We start from the raw sequence: 15,483 nt of genomic DNA on the forward strand, positions 1-15,483 counted from the left end.
AATCAGATACCCCAAAGAATCTGCACACCCCAGACGAAGTACGCGAACATCGCGACGCCGCATACGGCCTGGAAGAGGAAACGTACGGCAGTCGCCGATTTGCCAAGCGCCATCGGCGTCAGGTAGTCGGTCGCGATGGTCCACATGCCGACCCAGGCGTGAGCGCCCAAGGCAACAAGGGCCAGTAGACTGAAGATACGCATTCCGTTGTGGGCGAACAGGCCGTGCCATTGGTCATAACCAATGCCCGGGTTCGCGACGAGGTACCCGATCAGAAAAATGAAATAAGCCGCGAGAACGACCGCAGACACACGTTGTGCCATCCAGTCATAAAGGCCTGAACGCGACAGGTTCGTAACGCTGGTTACCATATCCAAACTCCCGCCAGAACGATCAACACCGCAGACACGGCGATAATGATTTTCGAGCCCAGCTTGCCGCCTTCCAGCGTCTCACCGATGCCCATGTCCATGATCAAATGGCGCACACCGGCAACCAGGTGATACAGCAGAGCGGATAGGAGGCCCCATGCTACGAACTTGGCCAGAGGGCTGGTCAAGGCTGCCTTCACGTCGGCAAAACCTTCCTCAGAACCCAGGGATTGACCCAATGCATATAGCATGAAGCCAAGGCCCAGGAAGAGAATGATGCCGGAAACACGGTGAAGAAACGACGTAACGCCGGTGATGGGGAGTTTGATGGTCCTTAGGTCTAGGTTTACAGGTCGTTGGCTTTTCACGGCTTTTTTTCACACTGAAGAGCCCCTAACAATCAGGGCTAAGTTGTTGGGGCGCGCACTGGTCAGGTACTCACCACCCAGGGAGTGACGACCCCCAAGAAAGCAGGCCCAAAAGCCCCTGGCGGTCGGTGGCCGAGTATAGACAGTTAGGCTACTAATGACAACGCGTTCACCTTCCCCTAATAGCGCATTGCACATAGGCGGCAAAAGGCGTAAACGGCAGGTAATTTCGCGGAAAAAGTCCGGTTAAAGCCTTCTGGAGCAAGACTTTAGGCAAATTGACATTCGGATTTATCTCACTATAGTGGTGCGGGCCCTGCGTGGGGGGTCTGTCTGATGATTCCAAGCATTAATAGGAGGCCACATGGCTGACAAAAAAGCGCAGTTGATCATCGAGGGCGCAGCCCCCGTCGAGCTGCCCATTTTAACCGGCACCGTTGGTCCCGATGTAATCGACGTACGGGGCCTGACGGCCACGGGCCGTTTCACCTTTGACCCAGGTTTCATGTCGACCGCTTCGTGCGAATCGAAAATCACCTATATCGACGGCGACAACGGCATCCTGCTGCACCGCGGCTACCCGATCGAGCAACTGGCTGAAAAATCGGACTACCTGGAAACCTGCTACCTGCTGCTCAACGGCGAGCTGCCAACCGCAGAGCAAAAGGCCCAGTTCGTCAGCACCGTCAAGAACCACACCATGGTTCACGAACAGTTGAAGACCTTCTTCAACGGCTTCCGTCGCGATGCCCACCCGATGGCCGTCATGTGCGGCGTTGTCGGCGCTCTCTCGGCCTTCTACCACGACTCCCTGGACATCAATAACCCCCAGCATCGCGAAATCTCCGCGATCCGCCTGGTGGCGAAGATGCCGACCCTGGCAGCCATGGTCTACAAGTACTCCATGGGCCAGCCCATGATGTACCCGCGCAACGACCTGACCTATGCAGAGAACTTCCTGCATATGATGTTCAACACCCCGTGCGAGATCAAACCGATCAGCCCGGTGCTCGCCAAGGCCATGGACCGGATCTTCATCCTCCATGCCGACCACGAGCAGAACGCCTCCACGTCCACCGTGCGCCTGGCAGGCTCCTCGGGTGCCAACCCGTTCGCCTGTATCGCCGCCGGTATCGCTGCACTCTGGGGCCCGGCCCACGGCGGTGCCAACGAAGCGGTACTGACCATGCTCGATGAAATCGGCGATGTCTCGAACATCGACAAGTTCATCGCCAAGGCCAAGGACAAGAACGATCCGTTCAAGCTGATGGGCTTCGGTCACCGGGTCTACAAGAACCGCGACCCACGCGCCACCGTGATGAAGCAGACCTGCGACGAAGTGCTCAAGGAACTGGGGATCAAGAACGATCCGCAACTCGAACTGGCCATGCGCCTGGAAGAGATCGCCCTGACCGACCCGTACTTCATCGAGCGCTCGCTGTATCCGAACGTCGACTTCTACTCGGGGATCATCCTCAAGGCGATCGGCATTCCAACCAGCATGTTCACCGTGATCTTCGCCCTGGCGCGGACCGTCGGCTGGATCTCCCACTGGAAGGAAATGCTCTCCAGCCCGTACAAGATTGGCCGTCCACGCCAGCTGTACACCGGCTATGAGTCGCGTGACATCACCAAGCTGGAAGACCGCAAGTAAGACCTGCCTTGTAACAAGGTCTCAAGCTGCACCGAAACAGCCCCCGCTTCTTATATAAGAGCGGGGGCTGTTTTGTTTGGGCCTTCCTCCTTTATTCCCCAAGTATTTCAGTGCCAGGCCTTATGTCATCGCGAGCAAGCTCGCTCCCACAGTGGATCGATGTACACGCCCCCTTGTGGGAGCGAGCTTGCTCGCGATGACGGTAGGCCTGCCAACCTTGAAACTGGCACAAAAAAATACCCCGGCCTCTCGACCGGGGTATTTCTTCAAGCTCTTATCGCTACATCAATGGTTAACCGCCCCACTCGCCCCCAGGCCAGTCTGCGAACGCACGAACTGCGGGAAGAACAGCGCCCGTTCGTTTGCGCCTTCAGCCGACTTGTCGGTGATGGAGAAGAACCAGATGCCGACGAAGGCAATGGCCATCGAGAACAGCGCTGGGTACTCATACGGGAAGATCGCCTTCTCGTGCCCCATGATCTGCACCCAGATGGTCGGACCGAGCACCATCAGGCCCACGGCGCTGACCAGACCCAGCCAGCCGCCGATCATGGCGCCACGGGTGGTCAGTTTTTTCCAGTACATCGAAAGCAGCAGTACCGGGAAGTTGCAGCTCGCCGCGATGGAGAACGCCAGGCCCACCATGAACGCGATGTTCTGCTTCTCAAACAGGATGCCCAGGCCGATCGCCAGCACCGCCAGGGCGATGGTGGTGATTTTCGAGACGCGGATCTCGTCCTTCTCGTTGGCCTTGCCTTTCTTGATCACGCTGGCATACAGGTCATGGGACACCGCCGAGGCACCGGCCAGGGTCAGGCCCGCTACTACTGCCAGGATGGTGGCAAAGGCTACCGCCGAGATGAAGCCCAGGAAGATGCTGCCGCCCACGGCGTTGGCCAAGTGCACCGCCGCCATGTTGTTACCACCCAGCAAAGCACCTGCCGCGTCCTTGAAGGCCGGGTTGGTGCTGACCAGCAGGATCGCGCCGAAGCCGATGATGAAGGTCAGGATGTAGAAGTAACCGATGAAGCCAGTGGCATACAGCACGCTCTTGCGAGCTTCCTTAGCGTCACTCACGGTGAAGAAGCGCATCAGGATGTGTGGCAAGCCAGCGGTACCGAACATCAGCGCCAGGCCAAGGGAGAAGGCCGAGATCGGATCCTTCACCAGACCGCCAGGGCTCATGATCGCCTCGCCTTTAGGGTGAACCTTGACCGCTTCGGCAAACAGCATGTTGAAGTCGAAGTTGACGTGCTTCATCACCATCAGGGCCATGAACGAAGCACCCGACAGCAACAGCACCGCCTTGATGATCTGTACCCAAGTGGTGGCCAGCATGCCGCCGAACAGCACGTAGAGACACATCAGGATACCGACCAGAATCACCGCAACGTGGTAGTCCAGGCCAAACAGCAGCTGGATCAGCTTGCCGGCACCGACCATTTGCGCGATCAGGTAGAACGCCACCACCACCAGCGAGCCGCAGGCGGACAGACTGCGGATCTGGGTTTGCCCGAGGCGATAGGACGCCACGTCGGCAAAGGTGTATTTACCCAGGTTACGCAGGCGCTCGGCGATCAGGAACAGAATGATCGGCCAGCCCACCAGGAAGCCGATGGAGTAGATCAGACCGTCATAACCAGACGTGAACACCAGCGCGGAAATACCCAGGAAGGACGCCGCCGACATGTAGTCGCCAGCGATTGCCAGGCCGTTCTGGAAGCCGGTGATCTTACCGCCGGCCGCATAGTAGTCGGCCGCGGAGTTGTTTTTCTTGGACGCCCAGTAAGTGATGTACAGGGTCGCGCCGACGAAGGCCACGAACATCAAGATAGCCGCGACGTTGAGAGGTTGCTTCTGCACGGCACCGGTCAGGGCTTCAGCCGCCCAGGCGCCGGGGGCGAACGCTGCGATGCTCAATAGAGCCAGTAGACGCCGGATCATTGCTGAGCCTCCTTGAGAATCGCATTGTTCAGGTCGTCGAACTCGCCGTTGGCGCGCCGTACGTAGATAGCAGTCAGGACGAAGGCCGAGAGAATCAGGCCAACACCGATGGGAATGCCCCAAGTGATAGTGGACTCAGGCGTGATCTTGGCCCCGAGAATATGTGGCCCGTAGGCGATCAGAAGAATGAAGCCGGAATACAACCCAAGCATGATCGCCGAGAGAATCCAGGCGAACTTTTCCCTTTTTCTCACCAGCTCCTTGAAGCGCGGGCTGTTTTGAATCGAGAGGTAAATGCTGTCGTTCATTGTTTTTATCCTCGCAGCACAGATTTAAGTTGGAACAACTCTACTCTATGCGGCTCAAGGGCAGGTTCCAGACGACCTTAGTATTAGAACGACATGACGGTTTTGCCAGTTTCTAGCCAAATTTCAGCAATTGCCCCCCGGTGGGAGCGAGCTTGCTCGCGATGACGGCGCCACATTCAACATGGATGCAAGCAGACACACCGCTATCGCGAGCAAGCTCGCTCCCACAGGGGACCGGCGCAATCCAAAAATGACAGGCACAAAAAAACCGCATGACACAACGTCATGCGGTTTTTCGAGCCAGCTAGACCAGGCGAATTACTTGCCGGTCCACTCTTTTACGCGGTCCGGGTGCTTGGCAACCCAGTCCTTGGCAGCGGCGTCTGGCTTGGCACCTTCTTGGATCGCCAGCATGACTTCGCCGATTTCGTCTTTCGAAGCCCATTGGAACTTCTTCAGGAACTCGGCCACTTCTGGAGCCTTGGTGCCCAGTTCCTTGCTGCCGATGCTGTTCACGGTTTCAGCCGCACCGTAGACGCCTTTCGGGTCTTCCAGGAAGCGCAGTTTCCACTTGGCGAACATCCAGTGCGGCACCCAGCCGGTGACCGCGATGGATTCGTTTTTCTTCTCGGCACGGGTCAGCTCGGCAATCATGCCGGCGCCGGAACTGGCCTTGAGTTGATAGCCGGTCAGGTCGTAATCCTTGATGGCCTGTTCGGTCTTGAGCATCACGCCCGAACCGGCGTCGATGCCGACGATGCGTTTTTTGAAGGAGTCGTCGGTCTTCAGATCCTCGAGCGACTTGGCCTTGACGTACTCCGGAACGATCAGGCCGATTTTTGCATCTTTGAAGTTGGGACCGTAATCGACCACCTGATCCTTGTTCTTGGTCCAGTAGTCGCCGTGGGTCACCGGCAGCCAGGCCGAGAGCATCGCGTCGAGCTTACCGGTGGCCACGCCCTGCCACATGATCCCGGTCGCGACCGCTTGCAGCTTCACGTCGTAGCCCAGTTTCTGCTTGATCACTTCGGCCGCCACATGAGTGGTCGCGACACTGTCGGACCAACCATCAACGTAACCGATGCTCAGGGTTTTGGTTTCGGCGCTGGCCAGTGTAGAGCTGATGGCCAGTACCAGTGCGGCACCTGCGCCCAAGAGTTGTCGCATCTTCATCGTTACTTCCCCGAAAGTGCTGCGCCCGGCGGTTGCCGAGCGGCGTCAACGTATTGTTATGGTGGACAGCGCCCCCATCACGCTCGCTTGCAAACCGGCTCGAACGTCAGTGGAGTACCGACCCGTCGATCATCAACCTGCGCCGATCTGGAACCTGCTCTGGCAGCGACGCCGATGCAACGAGAAACGACATCAGAAAGCCAGTAGACCATTTCGGCTGTTTTTGCCACAAATCCCGGCTAAACCTTGGCGTGCCTGAATCAAGGAAGTCATCAGATAACTAGGCGCCTCCCATCACGACCGTGTATCGTCCCGCTACTATCGCGCCACGTCTGCGCCTGTTTTGCGTCCGTCATGGCACTTGGCTCCACTTCGGTGGTCATAGGCTGCGAACCTCATTCGGCACCTTCCTCTTAGGGATCTCGTCATGCTCCGTTCCTTGCGCTTCGCTGCCCTCATCGGCGGCCTTATCCTGAGTGCGTCCGCGCTGGCGGCAGATATTGACGCCGCCAGCTATGGCTATCCCTTGACCAACCCGTTCGAGGCGACCATTGCCACCACGCCGCCGGACCTGCGCCCGGAGCTGCCGTTGATCGAGGACATCAACCAGTCGGATCACAGCCTGACCCTGCGCCCGGAACGCGAGTTCATCCTGCCGGACAACTTCTGGCCGGTGAAGAGCCTCACTTACCGCATGGCGATCCAGGATAAACCCGCGCCGCTGATTTTCCTGATCGCCGGCACCGGTGCGCGCTTTGACAGTAGCATCAATGAATACCTCAAGCGGCTCTATTACAAGGCTGGCTACCACGTGGTACAGCTGTCGTCGCCCACCAGCTTCGACTTCATGAGTGCTGCGTCGCGCTTTGCCACCCCTGGCATCAGCAAGGAAGACGCCGAAGACATGTACCGGGTGATGCAAGCCGTGCGCGCGCAGAACCCCAAGCTGCCGGTGACCGAGTATTACCTCACCGGCTACAGCCTCGGCGCCCTGGACGCAGCCTTCGTCGCGCACCTGGACGAAACCCGGCGCAGCTTCAATTTCAAGAAAGTACTGCTACTGAATCCGCCGGTGAACCTCTACACCTCGATCACCAACCTGGACAAACTGGTCCAGACCGAGGTCAAGGGCATCAACAACACCACTACGTTCTACGAATTGGTGCTGAACAAGCTGACCCGTTACTTCCAGCAAAAGGGCTACATCGACCTCAACGATGCCCTGCTCTATGACTTCCAGCAGTCCAAGCAACACCTGAGCAACGAGCAGATGGCCATGCTGATCGGCACCTCGTTCCGTTTCTCGGCGGCCGACATTGCGTTCACTTCGGACCTGATCAACCGTCGCGGCCTGATCATCCCGCCCAAATTCCCGATCACCGAAAGCACCAGCCTGACGCCGTTTCTCAAGCGTGCGCTGCAATGCGATTTCGACTGCTACCTCACCGAGCAGGTGATCCCTATGTGGCGTGCGCGCACCGACGGCGGCAGTCTGTTGCAACTGGTCGACCAGGTCAGCCTGTATGCGCTGAAGGATTACCTGCACGACAGCCCGAAAATCTCCGTCATGCACAACGCCGACGACGTCATCCTCGGCCCGGGCGACCTGGGCTTCCTGCGCAAGACCTTCGGCGACCGCTTGACGGTTTATCCATTGGGCGGTCACTGCGGCAACATCAATTACCGCGTCAACAGCGACGCCATGCTGGAGTTCTTCCGTGGCTAAATATCTCCTGCTTATCGCTGCGTTAATGAGTGCCGGCATGGTCCATGCCGATAACAGCAAGGCCAATGCGCCTGTGGTGGTGGATTCCGATGGCTTCAAGGAGCCGTTGAGCAAGCTCAAGTTCAACCCGGGGCTGGACCAGCGCGAGTTCGAGCGCTCGACCCTCAATGCCCTGAACGTCTATGACCCGCTGGAGTCCTGGAACCGCCGCGTCTACCACTTCAACTACCGCTTCGACCAATGGGTATTCCTGCCCGTCGTCGATGGCTACCAATACATCACCCCAAGCTTCGTGCGCACCGGAGTGAGCAACTTCTTCAATAACCTTGGGGATGTGCCGAACCTGATGAACAGCCTGCTGCAATTCAAGGGCAAGCGTTCGATGGAAACCACGGCGCGGCTGTTGCTCAACACCACCGTCGGCATCGCCGGATTGTGGGACCCGGCCACCGCCATGGGCCTGCCGCGCCAGAGCGAAGACTTCGGCCAGACCCTGGGCTTCTACGGCGTGCCCGGCGGCGCGTACTTCGTACTGCCGATCTTCGGCCCCTCGAACCTGCGCGATACTTCAGGCTTGCTGGTGGACTACACGGCTGAATCGGCGATCAACTTCCTGAACGTCGCCGAAGTCAGCGCCAACCACCCGGAACTGCTGCTCCTGCGCGGCGTGGACAAGCGCTACCAGACCAGTTTCCGCTACGGCCAACTGAACACGCCGTTCGAGTATGAAAAGGTCCGCTACGTGTACACCGAGTCGCGCAAGTTGCAGATCGCCGAATAACTTTCGGCCACCCCAAAACCCACTGTGGGAGCGAGCTTGCTCGCGATGAGGGCCTGACATTCAACATTTATGTTGCCTGACAGACTGCTATCGCGAGCAAGCTCGCTCCCACAATTGTTATGCATTGCCAGTCTTAGCCTTTCAGCGCCTTCCAGACCTTGCCGACAACCATCACCCCTGCCAACACCGCCGCCCCCGCAACGATCCCCGCCACCGCATTGAGCAACATCGGCACGATAAACCCGGCACCGCCGGCACTGGCTGCCACGCCTTCGATCCAGTGATGCACCACCGGCACACCATGGGTAAGGATGCCGCCACCCACCAGGAACATCGCCGCCGTGCCGATCACCGACAGGCTTTTCATCATGTAGGGTGCGGCACGCAGGATCGCACCGCCGATGCTTTTGGCGACTTGTCCTGGCTTTTGTGTCAGCCAGAGTCCCAGGTCATCGAGCTTGACGATCCCGGCCACCAGCCCATAGACGCCAACGGTCATGACAATCGCGATGCCCGAGAGCACGATCACTTGTTGGGTCAGCGGTGCATCGGCGACGGTGCCGAGGGTGATGGCAATGATTTCGGCCGACAGAATGAAGTCGGTACGTACCGCACCTTTGATCTTGTCCTTTTCAAAGGCCACCAGATCAACCGCCGGATCGGCGACAGCCTCGACCAGTTGCGCATGTTCGGCTTGGTCTTCAGCCGGGCTGTGGAGGAACTTGTGGGCGAGTTTTTCGAAGCCTTCGAAACACAGGTAGGCGCCCCCCACCATCAACAGAGGCGTCACCAGCCAGGGCACGAAGGCGCTGATGGCCAGCGCTGACGGCACCAGGATCAACTTGTTGATAAACGACCCCTTGGCCACCGCCCAGACCACCGGCAGCTCCCGCTCGGCACGCACACCCGAGACTTGCTGCGCGTTGAGCGCCAGGTCATCGCCGAGCACGCCGGCGGTTTTCTTGGCGGCCATCTTGGTCATCAACGCTACATCGTCGAGAACGGTGGCGATGTCGTCGATCAGTACCAGCAAACTGCTTCCTGCCATGGAAGGCTCCTTGAACAATAATGCTGCGCAGCATACCGCGAGCGGCACGGCCATGGGGCATTCTTGAGCGCCGCGCGAGGCCGGTGCTACCATGCGCCACCGCCAGAACAGGCAAGGAACCCCTGGGTTTATGAGCACTATCCGCGAGCGCAACAAAGCATTGATCCTGCGTGCCGCCAGCGAAGAATTTGCCGACAAGGGCTTCGCCGCGACCAAAACCAGCGACATCGCGACCAAGGCGGGCTTGCCCAAACCCAACGTCTATTACTACTTCAAATCCAAGGAAAACCTCTATCGCGAGGTCCTGGAAAGCATCATCGAACCGATTCTCCAGGCCTCGACGCCCTTCAATGCCGACGGGGTGCCGGGTGAAGTATTGAGCCACTACATCCGTTCCAAAATCCGCATCTCCCGCGACCTGCCCTTCGCCTCGAAAGTCTTCGCCAGCGAAATCATGCACGGTGCCCCCCACCTGAGTCCCGACCTGGTGGAACAACTCAACGCCCAGGCCCGGCACAACATCGACTGCATCCAGACCTGGATCGACCGCGGCCAAATCGCCCCCATCGACCCCAACCACCTGATGTTCAGCATCTGGGCCGCCACACAAACCTACGCCGACTTCGACTGGCAAATCTCCGCCGTGACCGGCAAGGCGAAGCTGGATGAAGCCGACTATGAAGCGGCGGCACAGACGATTATTCGGTTGGTGTTGAAGGGGTGTGAGCCAGATCGCTAGGCTCAGGACCGAGTCGCCGCCTTCGCGAGCAGGCTCGCTCCCACTGGTTCCGATGACGAGCACAAGATGTGTGAACACCGCAAATCCCTGTGGGAGCGGGCTTGCTCGCGAAGGCGGCAACTCGATTTCAAGTCAAACCCAGATAGCATCCCACAGTGGATACTCGCCAAGTCGTTTCACTAAACCTGCCCGCAGTGGGTTGGCGACAACATAACGAGCGAGCTTGACCAAATTGTCTTCTCTGCGCAAAGCTCGGTCATGGTAGCCCTGCTGCCAGAGGCTACCAACCCTGTTATCCGCCTCATTGACTGCCTTGGCACTTATCGATTTCATCTGACACATCAACTGCCCCAAGGACCCCTGATGCAGTTGAATCAACCAATGAAAATGGTCAGGCATGACAACAAAAGCCAGGGAGTCTGCAAAGCCTTGCTCTTGTATCTGCCTGAACTGACGGATAACGATCCTACCCAAGCCATAGTCTTTGAAGACAGGCTCGCGCTTCAACGTGTTGGCTGTCAGTAGGTAGATGCGGTTTTGCTCCGCATAGCGACCAATACGCAGACGGTGCGAAGCTGAGTATGCTGGCATTCCATAGCCTCCTTTCTTAATGAAGTCCTGAAAGGCTAGCGGCGGGAGGCAAAAATCAGGGTCAGACTTTTAGCTGGATGTGTCTGGACGATTGCTTTCGCGAGCAAGCCCGCTCCCACACTGGGTTTGCGGTGTTTTGACATTATGTGTCCAGCATCAAATCCTGTGTGCGAGCTTGCTGCGATGGCGACAGGCCAATCACCGCCCCATCAAGCACTCACTCCCGCATCCGCCCGCAACTGCACCGCCTCGACAGCCTTGATCGCGACCTGCTCATCAATGTTCGAGGTGTCACCACTGATGCCAATCGCCCCCAACACTTTTCCATCCTGATCCCTGATCAATACCCCACCCGGCACCGGTACGACGCTGCCTTGGCCCAAGCCATTCAACGCCGCATAGAAGGCCGGGCGCTGCTGGGCATCCTGGGCGAGCAAGCGGGAGCCTTTGCCCAGAGCGATGGCGCCCCAGGCTTTGCCAATGGCGATGTGCGGACGCAGCAGGCTGGCGCCGTCCTCGCGCTGCAGTGCAATCAGGTGTCCGCCGCTGTCGAGGACCGCGACGGCCAGCGGTGCCGCGTTGAGTTCACGGCCCGTGGCAAGGGCGTGTCCCGCCAGGTTGACGGCGATATTCAAGGTTAGAGCGCTCATAAGGTGCTGTCCTTTTTTGTAGATGGGAGAGCCTTCCGGTTTGATTTTTTCAGAAACCGACCACAGCAAATAGAACACAAATACTATATTTTATGTATACAATAATTTTCACAAAACACCTTAAGCTGTACAAATCTCTAGCATCCATGGCCTCCCAACGAATAAAACAGGCGCTTGAGGAAATGGATTGACCTGCGCCCTAAGCCGTGAATAAACTCTGCAAAAAGTCACTTGTATACAATTACAAAACGTAAGAGGCACAAAACCATGAGCAAAATGAGAGCAATCGAAGCCGCCGTCCTGGTGATGCGCCGTGAAGGCGTGGACACCGCCTTCGGCATCCCGGGTGCTGCGATCAACCCGCTGTACTCGGCCTTGCAGAAGGTGGGTGGCATCGATCATGTCCTCGCTCGCCACGTTGAAGGTGCCTCGCACATGGCCGAGGGTTACACCCGCACCAAGGCTGGCAACATCGGCGTGTGTATTGGCACCTCGGGTCCGGCCGGCACCGACATGGTCACCGGGCTCTACAGTGCCTCGGCCGACTCGATCCCGATCCTGTGCATCACCGGCCAAGCGCCCCGCGCCCGTCTGCACAAGGAAGATTTCCAGGCGGTGGATATCACCAGCATCGTCAAACCGGTGACCAAATGGGCGACTACCGTCCTGGAGCCGGGACAGGTGCCCTATGCGTTCCAGAAGGCGTTCTTTGAGATGCGCTCCGGCCGTCCAGGCCCGGTGCTGATCGACCTGCCCTTTGATGTGCAGATGGCCGAGATCGAATTCGACATCGACGCCTACCAGCCATTGCCGCTGGCCAAACCCGCCGCCAACCGCGTGCAGATCGAGAAAGCCCTGGCGCTGCTCAATCAGGCTGAACGCCCCTTGCTGGTGGCCGGCGGCGGGATCATCAACGCCGATGCGAGTGAACTGCTGGTGGCGTTCGCCGAGCTGACCGGTATCCCGGTGATTCCCACATTAATGGGCTGGGGCACAATCCCGGACGATCATCCGCTGATGGTCGGCATGGTCGGCCTGCAAACCTCCCATCGCTATGGCAACGCCACACTGCTCAAGTCGGACGTGGTGCTGGGTATCGGCAACCGATGGGCCAACCGGCACACCGGTTCGGTGGAGGTCTACACCGAAGGCCGCACGTTCATTCATGTAGACATCGAACCGACCCAGATCGGCCGCGTGTTCACCCCCGACCTGGGCATCGTTTCCGACGCCGCCTCGGCCTTGACGGTGTTTATCGAAGTGGCCCGTGAGTGGCAAGCCGCCGGCAAGCTGAAGAACCGCAGCGCCTGGTTGCAAGACTGCCAGCAGCGCAAGGCCAGCCTGCAGCGCAAGACCCACTTCGACAACGTGCCGGTCAAGCCGCAACGCGTGTACGAAGAAATGAACCAGGTGTTCAGCAAGGACACCTGCTACGTCAGCACCATCGGCCTGTCGCAGATTGCCGGGGCGCAGTTCCTGCACGTCTACAAACCGCGCCACTGGATCAACTGCGGCCAGGCCGGCCCCTTGGGCTGGACCATTCCGGCCGCGCTGGGGGTGGTCAAGGCCGATCCGAGCCGCAAGGTCGTGGCGTTGTCGGGGGACTATGATTTCCAATTCATGATCGAAGAACTGGCGGTGGGTGCGCAGTTCAAGCTGCCGTACATCCATGTGGTGGTGAACAACTCTTACCTGGGGCTGATCCGCCAGGCCCAGCGCGGGTTCGACATGGATTACTGCGTGCAGTTGTCCTTCGACAACCTCAACGCGCCGGAGCTCAACGGTTACGGCGTGGACCACATCGCCGTGGCCGAGGGGCTGGGCTGCAAGGCACTGCGGGTGTTCGAACCGTCCGGTATCCAGCCGGCGCTGCGCCAGGCCCAGGCGATGATCGAGGAGTTCAAGGTGCCGGTGATCGTCGAGATCATCCTGGAGCGGGTAACCAACATCTCCATGGGCACCGAGATCAACGCCGTCAACGAATTCGAGGACCTGGCGCTGGTGGGCAACGATGCGCCGACCGCGATTTCGTTGCTCGATTGACTGCAGACGTCCTCCTGTGGGAGCGAGCTTGCTCGCGATAGCGATGGGTCAGTGCCAGTGATGTTGACTGTACTGCCGTCATCGCGAGCAAGCTCGCTCCCACAAGGGACCTTCCAAATACTGATAGGAAACCACCATGCCGCGTTTCGCCGCCAACCTGTCCATGCTGTTCACCGAGCTGGATTTCCTCGCCCGTTTCGAAGCGGCCGCCAAGGCCGGTTTCGGGGGGGTCGAATACCTGTTCCCCTACGACTACAACTCTGCCGAGCTCAAGACCTTGCTCGACGCCAACGGCCTGACCCAGGTGCTGTTCAATCTGCCGGCCGGCGACTGGGCCAACGGCGAGCGTGGCATCGCCTGCCTGCCGGACCGGGTCGAGGAGTTCCGCGCCGGTGTCGATCTGGCCATCGCCTACGCCCAAGTGCTGGGCAACACCCAGGTCAACTGCCTGTCCGGGATTCGTCCGCAGAACTGCAGTGAAACCCTGGTGGAGAAAACCTTCGTCGCCAACCTGAAATACGCCGCGGAGCGGCTGCAAGGCCAAGGCATCAAGCTGGTGATGGAAGCCATCAACACCCGCGACATTCCCGGCTTCTATCTGAACAACACCGCCCAGGCCCTGTCGATTCGCGAGCAGGTAGGCAGCGCCAACCTGTTCCTGCAATACGACATCTACCACATGCAGATCATGGAAGGTGACCTGGCCCGCACCCTGTCAGCGCATCTGGGCGAGATCAACCATGTGCAACTGGCTGACAACCCGGGGCGCAACGAGCCGGGCACGGGGGAGATCAACTATCGCTTCCTGTTCGAACACCTGGACCGCATCGGCTACCCGGGTTGGGTCGGCTGCGAATACAAGCCGCTGACCAGCACCGAAGCCGGCCTGGGCTGGCTGAAAACCCATAACGCGATCTGACCCGGATCTTTCCTTGTGGGAGCGGGCTTGCTCGCGAAAGCGGTGGGCCAGACAACACATCTGTGACTGATACACCGCTTTCGCGAGCAAGCCCGCTCCCACAGAAAAGCAGTTCTCCATTTGCCTGAAGTAGCAAAAAAACAAGAGGATTTTTCCATGGCTAAAATCGGATTCATCGGCACCGGCATCATGGGTCACCCCATGGCGCTGAACCTGCAAAAGGCCGGGCACAGCCTGTTCCTGTCCCTGCACCACGACGCTGCCCCGGCCGACCTGTTGGCCGGTGGCGCGGTGGCGTTGGCCAATCCGAAGGAAGTGGCCCAGGAAGCCGAGTTCATCATCGTCATGGTCCCGGACACCCCGCAGGTCGATGACGTGCTGTTCCGCGCCGATGGCGTGGCAACCGGCGTCGGCGCGGGCAAGGTGGTGATCGACATGAGTTCGATCTCCCCCACCGCCACCAAGGCGTTCGCGGCGAAGATCAATGAAACAGGCGCGCAGTACCTGGACGCGCCGGTCTCCGGCGGTGAAGTCGGCGCCAAGGCCGCGACCCTGAGCATTATGGTCGGTGGCGACAGCACCGCCTTCGAGCGCGCCCTGCCGCTGTTCCAGGCCATGGGCAAGAACATCACCCTGGTGGGCGGCAACGGCGACGGCCAGACCGCCAAGGTCGCCAACCAGATCATCGTCGCCCTGAACATCCAGGCGGTGGCCGAAGCCCTGTTGTTCGCCGCGAAAAACGGCGCCGATCCGGCCAAGGTCCGCGAAGCGCTGATGGGCGGTTTCGCCTCGTCGAAAATCCTCGAAGTGCATGGCGAGCGCATGATCAAGGGCACCTTCGACCCGGGCTTTCGCATCAGCCTGCATCAGAAGGACCTGAACCTGGCCCTGCAAGGCGCCAGGGAACTGAACATCAACCTGCCCAACACCGCCAACGCCCAGCAAGTGTTCAGCACCTGCGCGGCCATTGGCGGTAGCAACTGGGACCATTCGGCGCTGATCAAGGGTCTGGAACACATGGCCAATTTTTCGATTCGCGATCACTGACACTCCCAACACCCTGTGGGCGGGCTTGCTCGAAGGCGATCTAACGGTCAATGAAGGGTTGGCTGATACTGCGCTTTCGCGAGCAAGCTCGCTCCCACAAGTGATTGGAGCTGCCACACGT

15 protein-coding genes are annotated in these 15,483 nt (G+C 59.1%); 7 read left to right on the forward strand and 8 right to left on the reverse strand.

All coding sequences use genetic code 11. The features are described from left to right. Positions 1-2: 2 nt before the first annotated feature. Together sdhD and sdhC are read right to left on the reverse strand one after the other, a co-directional pair. Entirely contained in the window at positions 3-371 is a 369-nt protein-coding gene (gene sdhD / locus CD58_RS21020) for a succinate dehydrogenase, hydrophobic membrane anchor protein (RefSeq protein ID WP_007959040.1), read from the reverse strand. Then, positions 365-739: a succinate dehydrogenase, cytochrome b556 subunit gene (gene sdhC / locus CD58_RS21025; RefSeq protein WP_025214942.1), complete on the reverse strand. Its 375-nt coding sequence runs from the start codon at positions 737-739 to the stop codon at positions 365-367. The genes sdhD and sdhC overlap by 7 nt, the downstream gene beginning before the upstream one ends. 364 nt (positions 740-1,103) lie before the next feature. Here sdhC and gltA point away from each other — a divergent pair, with 364 nt between their 5' ends. Then, positions 1,104-2,393, forward strand: a complete 1,290-nt coding sequence (gene gltA, locus CD58_RS21030) for a citrate synthase (RefSeq protein ID WP_003172803.1) — start codon at positions 1,104-1,106, stop codon at positions 2,391-2,393. A gap of 285 nt (positions 2,394-2,678) precedes the next feature. Here the strand turns inward: gltA and CD58_RS21035 are convergent, their stop codons facing one another. The 3 genes from CD58_RS21035 to CD58_RS21045 all read right to left on the reverse strand — a co-directional run bounded on the left by CD58_RS21035 (position 2,679) and on the right by CD58_RS21045 (position 5,818). Then, a complete protein-coding gene (locus tag CD58_RS21035) occupies positions 2,679-4,337 on the reverse strand; it encodes a cation acetate symporter (RefSeq protein ID WP_025214943.1) in 1,659 nt (552 codons plus the stop codon). Beyond that, positions 4,334-4,645 carry a DUF485 domain-containing protein gene (locus tag CD58_RS21040; RefSeq protein WP_025214944.1) on the reverse strand — a complete coding sequence of 104 codons (312 nt, stop codon included), beginning with the start codon at positions 4,643-4,645 and terminating at the stop codon, positions 4,334-4,336. Before CD58_RS21040 ends, CD58_RS21035 begins: the two co-directional genes overlap by 4 nt. A gap of 318 nt (positions 4,646-4,963) precedes the next feature. After that, complete coding sequence (locus CD58_RS21045) at positions 4,964-5,818, reverse strand: glycine betaine ABC transporter substrate-binding protein (protein ID WP_025214945.1); 855 nt, start codon at positions 5,816-5,818, stop codon at positions 4,964-4,966. Between the two features lie 427 nt (positions 5,819-6,245). On the opposite strand from CD58_RS21045, the gene CD58_RS21050 reads away from it, so the two are divergent. Further along, complete coding sequence (locus CD58_RS21050) at positions 6,246-7,544, forward strand: serine/threonine protein kinase (RefSeq protein WP_025214946.1); 1,299 nt, start codon at positions 6,246-6,248, stop codon at positions 7,542-7,544. Continuing rightward, positions 7,537-8,325: a VacJ family lipoprotein gene (locus CD58_RS21055; protein WP_025214947.1), complete on the forward strand. Its 789-nt coding sequence runs from the start codon at positions 7,537-7,539 to the stop codon at positions 8,323-8,325. The genes CD58_RS21050 and CD58_RS21055 overlap by 8 nt, the downstream gene beginning before the upstream one ends. A 133-nt stretch (positions 8,326-8,458) precedes the next feature. Here the strand turns inward: CD58_RS21055 and CD58_RS21060 are convergent, their stop codons facing one another. Continuing rightward, positions 8,459-9,373 carry a DUF808 domain-containing protein gene (locus CD58_RS21060; RefSeq protein ID WP_025214948.1) on the reverse strand — a complete coding sequence of 305 codons (915 nt, stop codon included), beginning with the start codon at positions 9,371-9,373 and terminating at the stop codon, positions 8,459-8,461. Positions 9,374-9,503: 130 nt separating this feature from the next. On the opposite strand from CD58_RS21060, the gene CD58_RS21065 reads away from it, so the two are divergent. Continuing rightward, the gene (locus tag CD58_RS21065) at positions 9,504-10,112 is read left to right on the forward strand and encodes a TetR/AcrR family transcriptional regulator (protein ID WP_025214949.1); all 609 of its coding nucleotides are present in this window, start codon (positions 9,504-9,506) and stop codon (positions 10,110-10,112) included. Positions 10,113-10,244: 132 nt separating this feature from the next. Here the strand turns inward: CD58_RS21065 and CD58_RS21070 are convergent, their stop codons facing one another. Both CD58_RS21070 and CD58_RS21075 read right to left on the reverse strand, forming a co-directional pair. Beyond that, on the reverse strand, positions 10,245-10,703 hold the full coding sequence (locus CD58_RS21070; protein ID WP_025214950.1) for an REP-associated tyrosine transposase: 459 nt from the start codon (positions 10,701-10,703) through the stop codon (positions 10,245-10,247). 209 nt (positions 10,704-10,912) lie between these two features. After that, complete coding sequence (locus CD58_RS21075; RefSeq protein ID WP_025214951.1) at positions 10,913-11,353, reverse strand: GlcG/HbpS family heme-binding protein; 441 nt, start codon at positions 11,351-11,353, stop codon at positions 10,913-10,915. A gap of 267 nt (positions 11,354-11,620) precedes the next feature. On the opposite strand from CD58_RS21075, the gene gcl reads away from it, so the two are divergent. The 3 genes from gcl to CD58_RS21090 all read left to right on the forward strand — a co-directional run bounded on the left by gcl (position 11,621) and on the right by CD58_RS21090 (position 15,362). After that, positions 11,621-13,396, forward strand: a complete 1,776-nt coding sequence (gene gcl / locus CD58_RS21080) for a glyoxylate carboligase (protein WP_025214952.1) — start codon at positions 11,621-11,623, stop codon at positions 13,394-13,396. A gap of 136 nt (positions 13,397-13,532) precedes the next feature. After that, positions 13,533-14,315: a hydroxypyruvate isomerase gene (gene hyi / locus CD58_RS21085; RefSeq protein WP_025214953.1), complete on the forward strand. Its 783-nt coding sequence runs from the start codon at positions 13,533-13,535 to the stop codon at positions 14,313-14,315. A 156-nt stretch (positions 14,316-14,471) separates the two neighbouring features. Further along, a complete protein-coding gene (locus CD58_RS21090; protein WP_025214954.1) occupies positions 14,472-15,362 on the forward strand; it encodes a 2-hydroxy-3-oxopropionate reductase in 891 nt (296 codons plus the stop codon). Positions 15,363-15,483 lie beyond the last annotated feature (121 nt).

Source organism: Pseudomonas brassicacearum, assembly GCF_000585995.1.
GTDB classification, from domain to species: domain Bacteria; phylum Pseudomonadota; class Gammaproteobacteria; order Pseudomonadales; family Pseudomonadaceae; genus Aquipseudomonas; species Aquipseudomonas brassicacearum_A.